This window comes from Microbacterium sp. SORGH_AS_0888 (assembly GCF_030818905.1).
GTDB lineage: Bacteria > Actinomycetota > Actinomycetes > Actinomycetales > Microbacteriaceae > Microbacterium.
Map to the genome: position 1 here is coordinate 2,284,958 of NZ_JAUTAZ010000001.1, position 16,856 is coordinate 2,301,813.

Here is a 16,856-nt window from a genome sequence, read left to right on the forward strand (position 1 = left end):
GTGCCGCGGCAGCTACTTCACCGAGCCTGCGGTCAGGCCGCGCACGAAGTAGCGCTGCAGCGCGAAGAAGAGGGCGAGCGGGACGACGAGAGTGATAAACGAGCCGGCGGCCACTCGCGGCCACCCCTGTCCGTACTGGCCCAGGAGTCCGTAGAGTCCCTGTGTGAGCACGGCGTGCGGTCCGGACTGTATGAAGATCGCCGCGACCAGGAAGTCGTTCCATACCCACAGAAACTGGAAGATCGCGAACGACGCGAGTGCCGGCACGGACAGTGGGACCACGAGCCGCCAGAAGATCTGGAAGTGGCTCGCTCCGTCCACGCGCGCCGCCTCGATGAGAGAGTTCGGCAGCGTCGACATGTAGTTGCGGAAGATGTAGATCGCCAGCGGCAATGCGAAGGTCGCGTGTACGATCCATGCCGCTGGGTACTCACCGACGATCTGGATGCCGGTGATGTTGCCAAACCAGACGAACAACTGAAGCACGGGTATGATCGCCAGCTGGATCGGAACGACCATGAGGCCCAAGACGATGGCGAAGTAGACCTCTTTGCCTGGGAAGCTGAAGAATGTGAACGCGTAGGCCGCCATCGCGGCCACGAGGATCGGCAGCACCGTTGCCGGAATCGCTACCGCGACGGTGTTCCACAGCGACGTGCCCACGTCGAGCGAATCCCAAGCCTGTGAGAAGTTGTCAAACGTCCAGGACTGTCCGAGCGGGTGTGCGAGGGCGCTCCACCATCCGGTGGCGTCGACGTCCGCTTTGGAGCGGAAGCTCGTCACGAGAATGCCCAGCAGCGGAAGCAGCCACGAGACGGCGATGCTCCCCGTCACGACGGTGAGGGCAGGGTGCGAGCGCGTCGCGGTCGTTCCACGGACGGCGCTTCGAGCGCTCCTCGTGTGTGGGCGGGAGTCGCGGATTGCCGGGGTCTCGGTCATCGGAGTTCCTCCTGTGCCCGGTAGCTACGGATCTGGTATGCGATCAGCGGCACGATCGCGATCATCAGCACGACGACCACGGCGGCCGCCTTGCCGGGGTTCTGGAAGCTGAACATCTGGTTGTAGAACTCGACCGCGAGGACGCTCGTGTCGTACTGGCCGCCGGTCATCGCGTAGATGATGTCGAAGATCTTCATCACGAAGATCACGATCGTCACGAACACGGCGAGGATCGTTCCTCGAATCTGCGGAGCGATGATCGTCAGGAAGATGCGGCGTTCGCTGGCGCCATCGAGGCGCCCCGCCTCGATCGTCTCTTCTGGCACGCCCTTGATGGCGCCCGACAGGAGGACCATAGCGAACCCGACCTGCAGCCAGATCGCGATCACCATGAGGAGGAAGCTGTTGAGCCGACCGGCATCCACGGTCATCCATGGCACCGGATCGGCGCCGCCAGCTGTCCAGAGTGCGTTGAGCATCCCGGTCTGCGGCAGGCCGGGAGCTTTGTAGTCGTAGACAAATCTCCACGTGGCGGCGGCCGCCACTCCGGAGATCGCCATCGGGAGAAAGATCATCGCCTTGAACGTCGCCTCGCGTTTTCGCCCCAGACGGTTGGTGAGTGCGGCGACGATGAGACCTTCCCACGACGGCGCCCGCCGGCACGACCAGCACCCAGAGAACGTTGTTGACCAAGGTTCCGATGAAGCTGGGGCTCGCGAAGAGATCGATGTAGTTGTCGAGTCCCGCGAACGACGCACCCTCGCCGCGCCGTTGGCTGGCCCTCGTGAAGCTCTCGACGATCGTGCGGATGGCCGGATAGAGCAGGAACACCGCCACAAGCAGGATCCCCGGGGTGAGGAACACGTAAGGAATGAGTCGGGGCCGCCATCGCCGGGGCGCGCGACCGATCGCCCAGTTGAGCAGCCAGAAGATGAGAAATGAGACGCCGAGACCGATGGTCACGGACGCGAGCGCGCTGACGATTGCCATGAGGGCACCCCCTAGATGGTCGTGGGTTTATGGAGCCGACCCGGGGCGGGCCGCCGACCGTCTCTCGGTGGCCCGCCCCGGCGTCACTATCGCTTCGGCCAGGACGCGTCGATCGCGGTGAAGGCGTCCGCCATCGTGGTCTGCCCGGCGAACCAGCTGGTCAGCTGCGTCCACTCCGTTCCGGCCCCGACTTCGCCCGGCATCTGGTCCGACGCGTCGAAACCGAACACCTTCGCCTCCTTGAGGAGCTCCTGTGCCTTCCGTTGGAACTGGGTCGTGTAGGCGCTGGTATCGAACGTTCCGTGTGGGGAGAGAAAGATCGCCTGACCCGCATAACCGTTCGTGCCGAAGTCCTTGCCGGTCAGGTACTCGACAACCTTCTTGGTCGCCTCGGTCTTACTGAACGCGCCGACGAGGTCACCGCCGCCGAGCATGGCATTGTCCGTTCCTTCCGGCGAGGGCAGCTGGAAGAAGTCGATGTTGCTCAGGTCGCCCTTCGCGATCTGCGCCTTGACGCTGTCGGGGAAGAAGTCGGCCACGAACGATCCCTGACGCATCATGAAGCACTGGCCGTTGGCCTTGCCGTCGACGAAGAGCTGGTTGCCCGCCGTCTGGAACGAGGTGGTGGCCGCAGCGGGACCGCCACCGTTGATCTGCCCAGGGGCGAGCAGCTCGGCGGCGACCTTGTCGCCCGCCTTGGTGACCAGGCTGCTGTTGAACTTCACGTCGCCCGCGATCCAGCTGTCGTACTCGTCGAGCCCGCCGTAGCGAAGCACGTACTCCTCGAGCCAGTCGGTGGCGGGCCAGCCGGTCGCGCCACCCGACTCGAGCCCCACGCACCACGGGTACCCGAGGCCCTGGTCGACGATCTTCTTCTCGAGCGCGGTCATCTCGGCGTCCGTCGTGGGTACCGACAAGCCTGCCGCGGCGAAGGCGCTCGGGTTGTACCAAACGAGCGACTTCACGTTGATGGAGTACGGGAGGCCATAGGTCTTCCCGTCGTTCTGGGCTATGGTCCCCAGTCCGTTCGCTTCGTCGGCTGTGATGGCCGCGACATCCACCCCGATGTCTTCGAGCGGGTAAAGCTGGTTGATCTGGCTCTTGAGCACGCCCGGCTGCGGGTAGATCGCGATGTCGGGCGGGTTCCCAGCTGCGGCGCGCGCGATGATCGCGGTCTGGAAGTCGGAGCTCGGTTCGTACTTCGCCGTGACCCCGCTCTTCTTGGACCACGCATCGAGGTCCGCCTGGAATGCCGTCGCCTGCGCGTCGGTGAAGGCGCCCATGATGGTGACCGTCGACCCCGATGTCTGGTCGTTCGGTGTCGACGAGCTGCAGCCCGCGAGAACCACCGCCCCCAGGGCAAGTGTCGCCACGGCGCCGAGACTGCTTCGAAGCTTCATTGATTCTCTCCTCTACTCCGATGTAAGGGCACGGACCCAAATCGTTTTGAGGCGTGCGGGGTCAGCATATCCACGCGCGATGCAAAGCCCAAAACGATTTCGGTAACGGCGACATAACGATCCGCCGAGTCGAGCGGGGGTCTCAGATCATCGGATCGCCGGCGGACAGACGGAGCCCCGCGTCTCCAGGCGTCCCGGGATCGCGACGACGGGGGGGCTCGCCGGGGTGAAGCCGCCCTCGAGCGCGTCGAGGAGAGTGTTCACAGCCCATGCCCCCATCTCGAAGTGGGGGAGGGCGATCGTCGTAAGGCCCGGCAGCAATCCGGCGGCAATCGGCTCGAAGTTGTCAACGCCAATGATCGACAGATCGTGGGGTACGGACAGCCCTGCGGCGCCTGCTTCCTGGTAGGCGCCCATCGCCATGGCGTCGTTGAAGCAGAAGAGCGCCGTTGGCCGTGGCTCGCTGGACGCGAGGAGGCGGGAAACCGCGATTCGGCCGGCGCGTGCGTCCGGGGGATCTCCGCCCATGACGATCCGGGGCCGGAGTCCCGCATCCCGCATCGCACGTTCGTATCCTTCGACCCGTCCATTGGCGCCCGGACCCGGTCGCGAGACCGTGGTGTGCGCGATGTCATGGTGGCCTGCTTCGATGAGTGTGCGGGTCGCGTACTCCCCAATTGCGACCTCGTCGGGTACGACGGATCCGACCCGTCCTGCTGCGTCGGTGGCGTCGATGAGTACGCAAGGGATCGAGTACAGCGGCTCCGGTAGGTCTACCGGAGCCTGGTGGAACATCCGCGCATACAGAATCGCGTCGACCTGTGCCGATATGAGGCCCGCCAGCTGGTCGGCCTCGGCCTCGGCGTCGTGGTTGGAGTTCACCACAACGAGCAACTGCCCGCGCTCTCTCGCGACACTTTGTGCACCAAGCACGACGCGCGTCGCGAACGGCGTCGTCGCGATGTCATCGGAGACGAAGCCGAGGATGTTGGATCTCCTGCTGCGTAGCGCGCTGGCCAGGCGATTGGGTGAGTACCCGAGCTCTTCGGCGACGCGTCGAACCCGCTCGCGCGTTGCGGTCGCGACCTGACCGCGGCCGCTCAATGCGTGGGAGACGGTGGTGGCCGACACCTGGGCCGCACGGGCGACGTCTGTGATCCCGACGGGCTTGGCTCGGTCGTCGTAGTTACTCACCACGAAACCTCCTCGAAGCCTCACAGTAGCCGAGCGAGACGGCTCACGGTGCCGTCTCGTCGCCGACCACGGCAGTGAGGATCCGGGCGAGCAGGGCGCGTTCGGGCTCGTCGAGTGGGGCGAAGAGCGTGTCGAGCACGGTGGCGACTATCCGGCGTCCCGCCGCGAGAGCGTCGTGCCCCGCATCCGTGAGCGAGTGGTCGATGCGGCGCCCGTGTCCCGCGGAGCGCACGATCAACCCGCGGGCGTGCATCCGCTGCGCGAGTGTGCCGAATGCCTGGTCGCTCTGGAAGGTCGCCGCGGCCAGTGCGTGTCCGGACGCGCCGGGCATCCGTTCGATCGCGCGGAGCGCGTCCCACTGAACGAGCGTCACCCCGACATCGCGGAGGGCGATGTCCATCGCTCGATGGTTGCGGTACTGCGCCTGCTTGATCGTGCGGCCGAGCAGTTCGAGGTCCGTCGTCATCGTGCTATCGTATCAGCATACTTATATAAACATGTTGAATCGAGGATGCAGGTGACCACAGTGAAGCCTCCGATGCGTACCGCCCTTGTCCTCCACGGCGGCGGCGGCCCGCGGACGGTCGCGCCTCTCGTCGACCACCTCGCCGCGACCATGCATGTCGTCGCGCCGACCCACCCGGGCTGGAACGGGACGCCTCGTCCGGACGGCATCGCCTCCGTCGCCGATCTCGCCACGTTCTACCTGGATCAGCTGCGCGAGCAGGGCGACAGCGACGTCGTGCTCATCGGATCCTCGATCGGCGGGTGGATCGCGCTCGAGATGGCGGTGCAGTCCGCTGGTGACGAGCGGTACGCGAGCGCCGTGGGCGCGGTCGTCGACATCGATGGTGTCGGAGTGGTTGTCGAGGGGGAGCCGATCGCGGACTTCTTCGCGCTCGATGCTCGAGGTCTGGCTCAGGCTGCCTGGCATGATGCCGAGCGCGGCTACATCGACCCCGCCACGCTGACGGACGAGCAACGCGCCATGCAACAGGCCAACGGGCAGACCATGGCCGCCGTGGCCGGTGTCGGGATGAGCGACGCAACGCTGCTCGGACGATTGGGCGCGATCAGCGTGCCCGCTCTCGTCGTCCATGGAGCCAGTGACCGGATCGTCACACCGGCGTACGGTCGCGCCGTTGCGGCGGCGATCCCGGGCGCCTCGTTCGCCGAGGTCGCCGCCGCCGGTCACCTGCCCCATCTCGAGGCTCCCCAGGCGACCTGGGCCGTCATGGACCCGTTCCTCGCCCGCGCCTGACGGTGCCGGCTCCCCCTCTTTCCATCACTGTCCGAGCCTCGGAGATCGTCAACGACGAGCCCCCTCAACGTCATCGAGCCAGGCAGCACCGACGACACGACGACGCCCGCCGCGTTGGATGCGGTAGAAGGAACCGGCTGGCCGCCGTCAGTCGCGGTACGTGCGGACGCTCGCCGAGCCGTCCGAGCGCGGGTCGCTCCCGGCATCCAGCTCGCCGTCGGGGGCCACGGCCACGAGGTTGGCGTGGCCGACGAGCTCATCGGCATCCGGGGTCTCGATGACGTGCAACGTCGTGTGCGTGAGAGCGTCGCGTGCGAGCGACGGGAGGTCGCGCTCCACATAGACGTTCGACGGGCTGTCGCCGTCGCGCTGGGGCCCCACGATGGCGCGTGGAGCCGACACCGCCTCCTGCGCCGAAGCCCCCGACATCGCGTGCAGCAACGTCTGCGCATGGATCTGCGGCTGCCCCTGTCCACCCATCGTCGCCGACACGAACCGCAGACCCCGCTCGTCGGTCACCATGACCGGCATGAGGGTGTGCAACGGACGCTTGCCCGGGGCGAGCACGTTCGGCGACGACGGGTCGAGAGAGAAGCCGGTGCCGCGGTTGTGCAGCAGGATGCCGGTGGACGGCTCGACGACCGCCGCCCCGAAGGCGTGGTACACGCTCTGGATCAGCGAGACCGACCACCCCGACGAGTCCGACACCGCGATGCCGACCGTGTCGCCACGCGGACGACGGAAACCGGGCAGCACGGGCTCGTCGCCCCGCGCCCCGGCGTCGCCGTCGAGAATGATCGCTCACGTCCCCCGACGTCACCCGCGGATCGGCGAGCAGCTCGTCGCGCACGAGGTTCGCCGCGAAGAAGCGCTCCATCATGCGCCCGAAGCCCGCGCCCAGCGGGTCGGCGATCCTCCGCCGTTCCAGATCGCGCAACACGCGCAGCAGGACGAAACCGTGCGTGTTCGGTGGGCTCGTCAGCACCCGATACGGCCCGAAGGAGGTCGTCAGCGGCTCGACCAGCTCGGGATGGAAGAGCAGGAGATCCGCCGCGCCGATGCGAGACCCGAGCCGCTCGAGACCCGCGACGAACTGCGCCGTGAGCGGGCCGTCGTACAGGGCCGCGGCCCCGCCGTCGCCGATCGTCTCGAGCGTCCGCGCGAGCACCGGCTGAACCAGAGCGTCACCCTCGGCCGGGATGCCGTCGGCGAGGAACGTGTCGCGGAATCCCTCATCGAATCCGATCGCCGACTCCTCCTCGCGGAACGCCGCGGCGAGCGAGCGTGACACCGGCACGCCCTCGCGCGCCGCCGCGATGGCATCCTCGAAGATCTCGCCCCACGGGCGCAGGCCACCCAGCCGGCGCAGCACGTCCCACCCGCGGATGGCACCCGGAACCGTCACGGTGTCGATGCCCCGGTACGGCAGCACGTCGCCGTGCGCCTCGCGCATCGCGGCGCGGTCGACGGTGGAGGCCGCCGGGCCCGAGGCGTTCACGCAGCGCGTCCGCCCCGAGGGATCGCGCACGAGCGCGATCAGGTCGCCGCCGATGCTGACGTTGTGCGGGTAGACCACGCTGAGCGTCGCCGCCGCGGCCAGGGCGGCGTCGATCGCGTTGCCGCCGCGGGCGAAGGCCCGTTCCGCGGAGCGGGTGGCATCGGCGTGCGGAGTGGCGATGGCGCCGGTCAAAGGCTTACGAGACATGGGTCTTCCTCGGTGGTGGTGCAGGTGGGGCGTCAGTGCAGGGGGTGATCGCGCGACGGCGGCCCGGCGGTCACAGGATCTTCGAGAGGAATGCCTGCGTTCGGGGATGCTCGGGGGCGGTGAACAGACGGCTCGGAGGCGCGATCTCGATGATCGTTCCGGCATCCATCACCACGACGCGATCGGCCACTTCGCGGGCGAAGCCCATCTCGTGAGTGACGACGACCATGGTCATGTGGTCGGCGGCGAGCTCTTTCATGACGTCGAGGACCTCGCCGATCATCTCGGGATCGAGGGCGCTGGTCGGCTCATCGAAGAGCATCAGACGGGGTTTCATCGCGAGCGCTCGTGCGATCGCCACGCGCTGTTGCTGACCGCCCGAGAGCTTGCTCGGACGCGCGTCGCCCTTGTCGCCCAGGCCGACGCGCTCCAAGAGCGCCTGGGCCTGCGCGACGGCGTCGCGCTTGTCGACGCCGCGCACCCGGACGGGGGCGTGCCAGATGTTCTCGAGCGCCGTCATGTGCGGGAAGAGGTTGAAGTGCTGGAAGACGAACCCGATCTCCTGCCGCTGACGCCGCAGCGCGGAGCGCGTGGCGGCGAGGCGGCGACCGCCCGGCGTGACCCGGTAGCCCATCGGCTGGCCCGCGATCGCCAGTTCGCCGCCGTCGATGCTCTCGAGCCCGTTCATCGTGCGGAGGAAGGTCGTCTTGCCGGCTCCCGACGGGCCGACCAGGACGACGACCTCTCCCGGCTGCACGTCCAAGGAGACGTCGTTGAGCACCTGGCGCCCGCCGAGCGCTCGGGTGACGTTCTTCGCGCTGACGATCGGCGCAATGCTCTGACTGGTCAACTCACGACTCCTGTGCGGGCAGCGGGGCGAGCGGGTTCAGGGGCGTGGCGCGCCGGCCCCCGAACAGCCGCTGCCACGTCGAGGCCGTCGAGACGATGCCGGCCCGGGCGTTCAGCTTCTTCTCGATCGCGCTCTGGATCACCGTCCAGATGGTGGTGAGCGCGAGGTAGTAGATCGCGACCACGGCGAAGATCTCGAAGGTGCGGAAGGTGGCGGCGCTGATGCTCTGGGTGACCAGGAACATCTCGGAGACGCCGATGACGCTGAGGATCGAGGTGCTCTTCATGAGCCCGTTGAACGAGTTCCCGAGCGGCGGAACCATCAGGCGCAACGACTGGGGCAGGATGATCCAGCGCATCGCCGACATCCCCGACATGCCGAGCGCCTGTGCCGCCTCGGCCTGTCCGACGGGAACCGAGTCCAGACCCGCACGGATGATCTCCGAGATGTACGCGCTCTCGTTCATGATCAACCCGACGATCGCCGCCTGGATGGCCGCCTTGACCAGGATCCCGCCGAGGTCGACGTCCTGGAAGCGGAACACGTTCGCCGCGGCGAATCCGGTGTAGATGATCACGAGCTGCACGAGCAGGGGCGTCCCGCGGATGAGCCAGATGTACAGGCTCGCGACCACCCGCAGAGGGCCGAACGTCGACCGGCGCATCATCGCGATGACGAGGCCGACGACGAGGGCGCCCGCCATCGCGAGCACCGAGATGATGACGGTCAGCGCCAGTCCCTGCAGGAACGGGACGCCCGGTGTGAGCAGGTTCTTCCAGAAGAAGCCCCAGTCGAAGTTCACCGTCACTTGCTTCCCGTGTAGGCGAGGGACTGCTGTCCCCACTTGCTGAGGATCGTCGTGTAGTCCCCGGTGGCGACGAGGTCGTCGAACGCGGTCTGCAGAGCCGAGTGCAGCTCGGTGTTGCCCTTGAGGGTGGCCGCGCCGATGTCGATCGGCGACGAGGGCGTCCCCACCAGCGAGATGCCCGCCGTGCCCTGGCTCTGGTAGTAGCCGATGAGCTCGGCCGAATCGATGTACGCGTCGAGCTGACCGCTGATCAGCTGCTGGAAGCCCACGGTGGCCTGGTTGTTCGTGCTGATGTCGAGAGGCTTCTTGCCTGCGGTCGTGCAGGCGGTCGACTGCGTGTCCGCGAGGTCCTGTGCGGTGGTGCCCACCGTGACCATGACCTTCTTGCCGCACAGCGAGTCGTCGAGGCCCGTGATGCCGTTGTTCGCACCGTCCTTCACCGCGACGCCCGTCGCGGAGGTGAGATACGGCACGAAGTCGACGACCTCTTTCCGCTCGGGCTTGATGTACAGCGAGGCCATGATCACGTCGCACTGCTTGGCCTGCAGGCTCGGGATCAGCGCCGAGAAGTCGACGGTCACGAAGTCGGGAGTGAGGCCGAGCCGACCCGAGATCGCCTTGGCCAGATCGATCTCGCTGCCGATGAGGGTGCCCGACTCGTCGGTGGTGATGTTGGGCGGCGACCCCAGGTTGGTGGTGCAGATCGACAGCGTGCCCGGAGCGCGCAGCGCCGTGGGTGCGACGGTGGCGACGGCGGATGCCGGATCCGTGGCCGGTGCGGTGGCCGAGCTGCAGGCGGCCAGGCCGAGGGCGGCGATGCCGACGGCAACGGTGGCCACGGCGGTGCGGGTGATGGTGTGCATGGAGGTCTCCGTCGATGCTCGATGCTCCGTCGCCTTGGATGTGCCGGGCGGAGCAAGCTATCAAGTGATAGGTGGTGCGTCTATCAATTGATAGGCGGGAGGTGTTTCGGCCGCGTTTCACGGCGGTGTCCCGCCAGAGAAGAATCGCGGGACACCGTCGGCTCGCGTCGGACGAGCCGCTCTCAGGAGGCGAAGGCGACGGTGCCATCCAGACGCGACTGCGTGGTGGCGCGGACGGAATCCAGGCGGAACGGGTCAACCAGGATGGCGCGGAGGATGAAGTCGGACACCTGCAGAGGACGATTCGCGACCGGCGCCGACGCACTGGTCTCGCGTTCGCGCATTCCCTCGAACTGCAGTCCGGTGATCGCACGCTGCACGAACTCGGCATCGATCGGCATGAACTCACCCGCGCGGATGCCCTGCTCGACCATCAACCGGACCTCTTCGTGGAAACGCGCGATCTCGTGCCGCTGCCCCTCGAACTCGGGTTCCGTGAAGATCGCGTCGCTGTAGTAGCCGCGCGCATCGTACGGAAGAGTCAAGTAGTCGTGCGAGCTGATCGTCAGGAAGAAGTGGAAGCGCTCCGCCCACGAGGCGTCGAGGGCGCGCGCCTCTCTGAGGCGCCCGAAGGTCTGCGTCAGGTCGGCATCGACCAGTTCGGCGAGGATGACGTGCTTCGCGGCGAAGTGGTAGAACAGCGACGGCTGTCGAATCCCGACGGCGTCGGCGATCTCGCGGGTCGTGGTCCCGTAGTAGCCGTGCTTGCCGAAGAGTCGAGCCGCCTGCACGAGGATCTGCTGCCGCGTCCCGACCTCCTCCATGCGGGTACTCTATCGCCCGCCCGATCCTGTGCCGGCGCCGTCGGAGCATGGCGGCGGCGTCGAGTGCTCGCCACTGCGACCAGCGCGACGCGCTCGTGCCCCGCGCGCACCACGGCGTGGAGCAGACCGAGGCGCCCTGAACTACCGCCGGCGCGCGCGCGACGACCCATGGAGCGCGAGGCCGAGGACGATCGCGCTCGCGCCTGCGAGACCGAGGAGAGCGAACGCCGATCCAGCTCCGCCCGTCGCCGGAAGCACGCCGCCGCGCGCGGCGGCGCCCCGATCCCCACGGCCGTCGTCGGTCCCGCCTCCGTCACCGTCGGAGGGCGGAGGGCTCTGCTCGCCGGCCTGCGTGAGGCGGACGGTCGCGGAGACGAGCGCCCTGCCGCGCCGAGAGTCGTTCTGCGACGTCCAATCCAGCATCGCCTCGATCTCGAGCCGGCGTTCGCCTCCCGCCTCGACGCGGATCGGGGCGGTGGCCCGCCCCGGCTCGACGGGCGCGTCGTCGACCGACATCCTGATGTCCTCGGCGGCGGCGATGTCGGCGGGGCTCTCGGACGCCGGGCGCACGCTCACCTCGAGCGTGGCAGTCGCGTCATCGGAGCTGTCGTTGCGAACCCACAACTGACCGGATGCCGCGGCCCCCGGCGCGAGCCGGACGTTCTCGTCGACGATCGTCACAGACCCGTCGGCGACCCAGTTCTGCCCGTCGGAGCTCACGAGAAGCGGATCGTCGGCCGCGGCGGGCGCTCGCGGGGGCCGGAGTGACGACCGCCCACGGGGTCACCACGCCGACGAGGGCGAGGACGACGGCCGCGGCCCGCTTTCGGCCGCGGCGCGTGCTCCGACCCAGGACGAACAGGCCGTAGAGGACCACGGCGCCGCCGGCGCCGACGACGATGCCCGATCGGGTGGGTCCGTTCAGGATGCTGCCGGGATAGCCGAGAAGAGGGACCGCATAGACCACGATGCCGCGCACCTGCACCTCACGGACGGGAGCGGCGTCTGCGACGTTGTTCGCGTCGCCTCGGGTCGTCAGCATCCGCTCGCCGTCTGAGGCCTCGCTGCGCCCGACGACCCTGTGCGTGACGACCGCCGGCTCACCCGACTCGAGCTGATACGTCACGATGTCGCCGATGCGGATGTCGTCGAAGGGCACGGCGCGCACGGCGACGAGGGACCCCGGAGGGATCCCGGGGCGCATGCTGCCGGTGAGCACGGAGTACGGCTGTGCGCCGAGTGCGAGGGGCACGCCCTGCGTGAGCATCGCGAGGAGCACCAGCGCGCCGAGCGCGGTGCTCGTGACGATCGACCACAGCCGCTGCCCTCGTGTTCTCCGGCGGCCGCCGCGTCGCTCTCGACGCAGGGCGGGAGTCGCTGTCGTCATGCGCACTTCGCACCGCCGACCAGGAACCCGAGGAGCGGGTCGGACTGCACCACCGCGACGGAGTTGCTCGGCGCCGACGTCCACGTGCCGTAGTGGGCCACGACGGTCACGTGGAAGGTGCCCGCGAGGGCGGAGAGCAGACTCCCGCGCATCTCGAACGGGGGCCCGCTCAACTCGCGGCTGATCACGACCGGCGGGTTCGCGTCGTTGCTCGCGATCAGGGTGTAGCTCGCGGCGGCGGCGTTCGTCGTCCACGAGATTCGCGCATAAGGGGTGAGCCCGAGGAGGCCGGGTTGTGAGCTGCACGACACGCTCGGCACCGGGAGCGACGCCGTGGACGCCGAGAACGAGGGAGCGGTCGATGTGGCGCGCCAGTAGGCGTCGGCCGCGAGGGGCATTCCTCCCACGAGCGCGCCGACGAGGAACGCGCTGATGTAGAACCGCGCGCGAGGACGACGTCTCGAGAGCATGTCACCCGCTCCGCTGCTCCACGATCGCCGTCACTCCCGGCGAGATCTCCTTGCCCGCGAGGGAAGAGGGAGCGTTCGCGCTCAGCGACAGCCGGACGCAGACGTCGATGGTGGCGCCGGGTGCGAGTCCCCCCTGCGGCGGAACGTACCCGGTCCCGGTCGACGGCACGATCGCGCCGGTATTGCAGTCTCCTACCCGTGCGGTCATCGTGACCCAGTCGGTGAACTCGGGCGCCACCCCCAGCTGCACCTTGAGGGCCCAGCGCAGGGTGTCTCCCTTCGCCTCGACGACGACGCGGAGGGTCGCGGCCGTCGAGCTCGAGCCGGGCATCGCGTTCGTCCAGCTCGGCGCGGCCCCGTTCCAGCCAGCCGACACCGACAGGTCTCCCGTCGCGGTCGCCGTCGCCGGAATCCCCCGCTGCACGCCCCACAAGGCGTTCGCGGCAGCGGCCCCGGCGAAGACGGCGAGAGCCGCGCCGAGGACAGCGCCGATCCGGACGGTATGCATGATGCCTGCGCCCTCGTGGCGGCGGCGCCCCGATCCCACCGCCGTGGTCAGGAAGAGGCCTGCGTGAGGTTGAAGGCCACTTTGTCGAGGTTGATCGTCTGCGTGACGCCCACACGGTCGGGGGTGTCACCGGAGAACGTGATCGTCACGGTCGCCGTGCCGGCGATCGGTGCGTTGCCGGCTGCCGGCGTTATCCGGTAGACGTTTCCCGCCCGCGCCGCGCCGAAACCTGTCGCCGAGAAGCCGACGGTGACGTAGGGCGCGAGCTCGGCGGGGATCGCGGAGTCGAAGCTCGTCGAGAGGTCGGCGGCGATCGTCGTGCCGACGAGGGTGACGGTCAGCGGCTGCGTGAGGGTCAGGACGTCTCCCGGCACGACGCGGACGTTCTCGAGCGAGCCGGTGATCGGCGTGGGATCCGTGATCACACCGTCGATAGTCCAGCTCCCGGTCCCGAGCTGGAGGTTGAGGTCACCGGCCTGGACCGCGGAATCGGTGAGCGTGGTCGACGTCGACCAAGAGGCGTAGGTGTAGCCGCCGCCGACGATCAGAGCGGCTCCGGCCGCGATCGCCAGGATGCCCTTCGCGCGCCCTCTGGCGGGTGTGCGCCGACGGCGACGGGACGTGGCTTCGTGTGTTTCGGTCATGGTCTTCCCCCTTCAAGTGCGGCGGAGTCGAGCGAGCCCGACTCGGCGAAACTGTACGCCGACCGCTGCGGGGCCGGCCTCTCGAGTGCCCGAATATCGCGAAAATTCGGTGTTCCGCGGGGCGGAACGGCCGTCAGTACCGATGCTCCGGGCCCGAACTCTCAGTGCATCTCAGTGGTGGCGGACGTGACACTGATCAGCGAGGGGAGGTCCACTCTCCCCGGCTCGAGCCGCCGCCCGTCGGAGGGGCCACTGAACGGGTCATCGGCGAGTGGCTGCGCCGACGTCCGGCATCCGGAGCAGGGTCGGGATCGCGACGAAGGTGTGGCAGAAACCCACGGTCGCGCGCCGGTGGCCCGAGTCCGCCGGAGGGCTCTCGGCGGTGGCGATCGCCTCCGGCCTGGCGGGCACCCTCGAACGGCTGGGAGTGGAATCCGTCGATCTGCTGTGGGTGCATGCCGAGGACCGCGGGTCCCCTTGGAGGGGGCGAGACGCCGTATCTCGCTCGTCCTCAATGCCGGCGCATCCGTCGTCGGCCACCGGTGCCCGGAGCCGCTCGGGGTCCGGGCGGCAGACTACGATCGCGGCAGGCCAGCGACACGGCGCCGCTGAGGCGGTCGCGACGGAGCCGGGATCGCGCCGATCACAGACCGGAGAACCGAAGGGACGTCACCGCATGCAGTTCGCACACTTCGACCATCTGGTCCTCACCGTCGAGTCCGTCGATGCTTCCGTGGCCTTCTACACCCGGCTCGGGTTCGAGTACATCGAGCACGACGGACGGCACTCCGTGCGCTTCGCACAGAACAAGATCAACCTGCACCCCGTCGCGAAGCCGTTGCCGCCGTTCGCCGCGCACCCCACGCCGGGCAGCGGCGACTTCTGCGTCATCGTCCACGACACGATCGACAGGATCATCGCCGAAGTGGATGCGGCCGGCGTCGCCATCGAGGTCGGTCCCGTCCGGCGGAACGGCGCGCAGGGGCCCATGGACAGCGTCTACGTCCGCGACCCCGACCGGAACCTCGTCGAGTTCGCCACCTACACGCTGTGAGGGCGCGCCGACCGCAGATCGCCCGCGCTCCGTGGGACACGACGTCGTCGATGCGACCGCCGCGAGGCCCCGAACGACGACCGTCCGCGCGACGCGATCGCGAGGGCGCGCGCCTACGCCCGCGGTCAGCTCGACTCGGCGGGCGAGATCCGGCGTCGGTTCGTCGCGGGCCGCGCGGCTGCCTCGGTCACGTCGCCCGGCGCGATCGCTGCCGCGAGTGCCGCCGCCCAGGCCTCGGGCGTCGCGCACATGGGTGCGCACGCGCTCGGCGCGGCAGCCTACGCCGTGAAAGCCGTCAGCATCGAGCGGCCCGACGATGTCGACGTCGAGCTCGACTGGCAGCTGCAGTATCGTCATCAGGACGATCCCGCGCGAGCCATGGTGCGAGTAGAGGTTCGGAAGCTCGCGCCACCGGCAGACGTTCGCGGCCTCGTCGAGCACGCCGAGGAGCGGTGTGCTCAGACGTCCGCCGGCCGACCGTGCCGCCAGCTCCTCGGCCGCCTCCACCACCGCGACTGTGAGCGCGGTCACGAGCGGGCCGCCGGTGCCGCGGCCCTCCTTGAGGGAGCCGGGTTGACCCTCACGCGACGTGAGCCTCGATCCTGGGCTCATGAACGACCTTCCTGCCGCCTTCCACATCAGCCCCGTCCCGGCTCCGGGGCCCGACGCCGTCGCTCCCCCGGTGTTCCGCGGGATCTACGGCATGCCCATGTTCGTGACGATCCCCACGGCGGATCTCCCGGCATCCGTCGACTTCTGGACGCGCGGACTGGGCTTCTTCGACCTGTTCGGCATCCCCGGGCAGATGATGCACCTGAGGCGGTGGGCTTTCCAAGACGTCCTCCTCGTCGCCGGTCCGCGGTCCGCGACCGCCCCCGCCGTGAGCGTCAGCTTCGCGTGCGTGCTCGACCAGATCGAGCCGATCGCCGAGGCGCTGCGGGCAGTCGGTGCAGATGTTGAACCGCGCGACACGGCGTGGAACACGCGCGACATCGAGGTGATCACGCCCGAGAACGCACGCGTGATCTTCACGGCCGCGAAGGTGTTCGACCCCGACAGCGTCGAGGGACGAAACCTGCGCGCGGTGGGGATCGACGCCGACGACAATGAGTCTCATGTCTGACGACGGTGTGCCTGTGGGCGAGACGGCGGCGCGCCTCGGCCTGACCGTGCGGACCCTCCACCACTGGGACGACATCGGTCTCGCGAGCCCGGCCGAACGCTCGCCCGCCGGGTATCGGCTGTACACGGACGCCGACCTCGAACGGCTGCGGCGCATCGTGGTCTACCGGGAGCTCGGCCTCGACCTGGAGGCCATTCGCGCGATCGTCGACGAACCGTCGGGCGATGTCGCCGAGCAGCTGCGGGTCCAGCGCGCTCGGCTCGCGCAGCGCATCGCTCAGCTGCACGATCTCGACGACGATCTCGCTCGCATGATCGAGGCGCAAGAACGCGGCATCCTGCTCTCCTCGGACGAGCAGCGCGCGATCTTCGGCGCTCAGTGGGACGCGGACTGGCCCGCCCAGGCGCGCGAGGCCTACGGGGCGTCGACGCAGTGGCAGCAGTACGCCGAGCGCGCGGCCGCACGTTCGGCCGACGACTGGGCGGCGCTGACGCAGGCGATGACAGCCTTCGAGGCCGACCTCGCCGCCGCTGTCGAGGAGGGGGCGAAACCTGGGGATGATGCCGTGGCGAACGGTCTCGTCGAGCGTCACCGGGGACTGTTCTCGCAGTACTTCCCGATCACCCGCCGGATGCAGGTCTGCCTGGGGCGGATGTACGCCGCCGACCCCCGCTTCACGGCGCACTACGACGCGGTGCGGCCGGGGCTGGCCGCGTGGCTGAGCCGGGCCATCGACGAGAGCGCACGTGCGGAGGGCGTCGATCCGGACACGGCGACCTGGGAATGACGCGTGGGCCTGGTCGGGCTCGGCGACCCGGCAGGCGAGTCTCTCCGCG

At 68.7% G+C, this 16,856-nt stretch carries 19 protein-coding genes and 3 pseudogenes; 5 read left to right on the forward strand and 17 right to left on the reverse strand.

Annotation, left to right across the window (positions count from 1 at the left end; translation table 11 throughout):
• Positions 1-12: 12 nt before the first annotated feature.
• The 5 genes from QE381_RS11085 to QE381_RS11105 all read right to left on the reverse strand — a co-directional run bounded on the left by QE381_RS11085 (position 13) and on the right by QE381_RS11105 (position 4,989).
• Positions 13-939, reverse strand: a complete 927-nt coding sequence (locus QE381_RS11085; RefSeq protein WP_307218159.1) for a carbohydrate ABC transporter permease — start codon at positions 937-939, stop codon at positions 13-15.
• Positions 936-1,697 (reverse strand): carbohydrate ABC transporter permease, encoded by a 762-nt coding sequence (locus QE381_RS11090; RefSeq protein WP_373426937.1) that lies wholly within the window; start codon positions 1,695-1,697, stop codon positions 936-938. The genes QE381_RS11085 and QE381_RS11090 overlap by 4 nt, the downstream gene beginning before the upstream one ends.
• Positions 1,698-2,015: 318 nt before the next feature.
• Positions 2,016-3,329 (reverse strand): ABC transporter substrate-binding protein, encoded by a 1,314-nt coding sequence (locus tag QE381_RS11095; protein ID WP_307218163.1) that lies wholly within the window; start codon positions 3,327-3,329, stop codon positions 2,016-2,018.
• Positions 3,330-3,476: 147 nt separating this feature from the next.
• Complete coding sequence (locus tag QE381_RS11100) at positions 3,477-4,523, reverse strand: LacI family DNA-binding transcriptional regulator (protein WP_307218165.1); 1,047 nt, start codon at positions 4,521-4,523, stop codon at positions 3,477-3,479.
• Between the two features lie 43 nt (positions 4,524-4,566).
• A complete protein-coding gene (locus tag QE381_RS11105) occupies positions 4,567-4,989 on the reverse strand; it encodes a MarR family winged helix-turn-helix transcriptional regulator (protein ID WP_307218167.1) in 423 nt (140 codons plus the stop codon).
• 51 nt (positions 4,990-5,040) lie between these two features.
• Here QE381_RS11105 and QE381_RS11110 point away from each other — a divergent pair, with 51 nt between their 5' ends.
• The gene (locus QE381_RS11110) at positions 5,041-5,784 is read left to right on the forward strand and encodes an alpha/beta fold hydrolase (protein WP_307218169.1); all 744 of its coding nucleotides are present in this window, start codon (positions 5,041-5,043) and stop codon (positions 5,782-5,784) included.
• 147 nt (positions 5,785-5,931) lie between these two features.
• Here the strand turns inward: QE381_RS11110 and QE381_RS11115 are convergent, their stop codons facing one another.
• The 11 genes and pseudogenes from QE381_RS11115 to QE381_RS11165 form a co-directional block, all read right to left on the reverse strand.
• Entirely contained in the window at positions 5,932-6,540 is a 609-nt protein-coding gene (locus QE381_RS11115) for a gamma-glutamyltransferase (RefSeq protein ID WP_307218170.1), read from the reverse strand.
• A 115-nt stretch (positions 6,541-6,655) separates the two neighbouring features.
• Positions 6,656-7,654, reverse strand: a pseudogene (locus tag QE381_RS11120) (gamma-glutamyltransferase); the annotation flags it as partial.
• Positions 7,560-8,339, reverse strand: a complete 780-nt coding sequence (locus tag QE381_RS11125; protein ID WP_307218172.1) for an amino acid ABC transporter ATP-binding protein — start codon at positions 8,337-8,339, stop codon at positions 7,560-7,562. The gene QE381_RS11125 and the pseudogene QE381_RS11120, both read right to left, overlap by 95 nt.
• A 1-nt stretch (position 8,340) precedes the next feature.
• Complete coding sequence (locus tag QE381_RS11130) at positions 8,341-9,147, reverse strand: amino acid ABC transporter permease (RefSeq protein ID WP_307218173.1); 807 nt, start codon at positions 9,145-9,147, stop codon at positions 8,341-8,343.
• A complete protein-coding gene (locus QE381_RS11135; RefSeq protein WP_307218174.1) occupies positions 9,144-10,010 on the reverse strand; it encodes an ABC transporter substrate-binding protein in 867 nt (288 codons plus the stop codon). The genes QE381_RS11130 and QE381_RS11135 overlap by 4 nt, the downstream gene beginning before the upstream one ends.
• A gap of 182 nt (positions 10,011-10,192) precedes the next feature.
• The gene (locus QE381_RS11140; protein WP_307218176.1) at positions 10,193-10,834 is read right to left on the reverse strand and encodes a TetR/AcrR family transcriptional regulator; all 642 of its coding nucleotides are present in this window, start codon (positions 10,832-10,834) and stop codon (positions 10,193-10,195) included.
• 141 nt (positions 10,835-10,975) lie between these two features.
• Entirely contained in the window at positions 10,976-11,410 is a 435-nt protein-coding gene (locus QE381_RS11145) for a hypothetical protein (protein WP_307218178.1), read from the reverse strand.
• Between the two features lie 19 nt (positions 11,411-11,429).
• Positions 11,430-12,221, reverse strand: a complete 792-nt coding sequence (locus QE381_RS11150; protein ID WP_307218180.1) for a signal peptidase I — start codon at positions 12,219-12,221, stop codon at positions 11,430-11,432.
• On the reverse strand, positions 12,218-12,691 hold the full coding sequence (locus QE381_RS11155; protein WP_307218182.1) for a hypothetical protein: 474 nt from the start codon (positions 12,689-12,691) through the stop codon (positions 12,218-12,220). Before QE381_RS11155 ends, QE381_RS11150 begins: the two co-directional genes overlap by 4 nt.
• A gap of 1 nt (position 12,692) precedes the next feature.
• Positions 12,693-13,199 (reverse strand): hypothetical protein, encoded by a 507-nt coding sequence (locus QE381_RS11160; protein ID WP_307218184.1) that lies wholly within the window; start codon positions 13,197-13,199, stop codon positions 12,693-12,695.
• A gap of 47 nt (positions 13,200-13,246) precedes the next feature.
• On the reverse strand, positions 13,247-13,843 hold the full coding sequence (locus QE381_RS11165) for an alternate-type signal peptide domain-containing protein (protein WP_307218186.1): 597 nt from the start codon (positions 13,841-13,843) through the stop codon (positions 13,247-13,249).
• Positions 13,844-14,519: 676 nt separating this feature from the next.
• On the opposite strand from QE381_RS11165, the gene QE381_RS11170 reads away from it, so the two are divergent.
• Both QE381_RS11170 and QE381_RS17900 read left to right on the forward strand, forming a co-directional pair.
• Positions 14,520-14,897, forward strand: coding sequence for a VOC family protein (locus QE381_RS11170; RefSeq protein ID WP_307218188.1), 378 nt, complete (start codon positions 14,520-14,522; stop codon positions 14,895-14,897).
• Between the two features lie 96 nt (positions 14,898-14,993).
• Positions 14,994-15,188: pseudogene (locus QE381_RS17900) on the forward strand (putative immunity protein); the annotation flags it as partial.
• 51 nt (positions 15,189-15,239) lie between these two features.
• On the opposite strand, the pseudogene QE381_RS11180 reads toward QE381_RS17900, so the two are convergent.
• Positions 15,240-15,458 (reverse strand): annotated as a pseudogene (locus QE381_RS11180) (TraM recognition domain-containing protein); the annotation flags it as partial.
• Between the two features lie 49 nt (positions 15,459-15,507).
• Here QE381_RS11180 and QE381_RS11185 point away from each other — a divergent pair.
• Entirely contained in the window at positions 15,508-16,020 is a 513-nt protein-coding gene (locus tag QE381_RS11185; RefSeq protein ID WP_307218192.1) for a VOC family protein, read from the forward strand.
• Complete coding sequence (locus tag QE381_RS11190) at positions 16,013-16,807, forward strand: MerR family transcriptional regulator (RefSeq protein ID WP_307218194.1); 795 nt, start codon at positions 16,013-16,015, stop codon at positions 16,805-16,807. Before QE381_RS11185 ends, QE381_RS11190 begins: the two co-directional genes overlap by 8 nt.
• Positions 16,808-16,856: the final 49 nt, after the last annotated feature.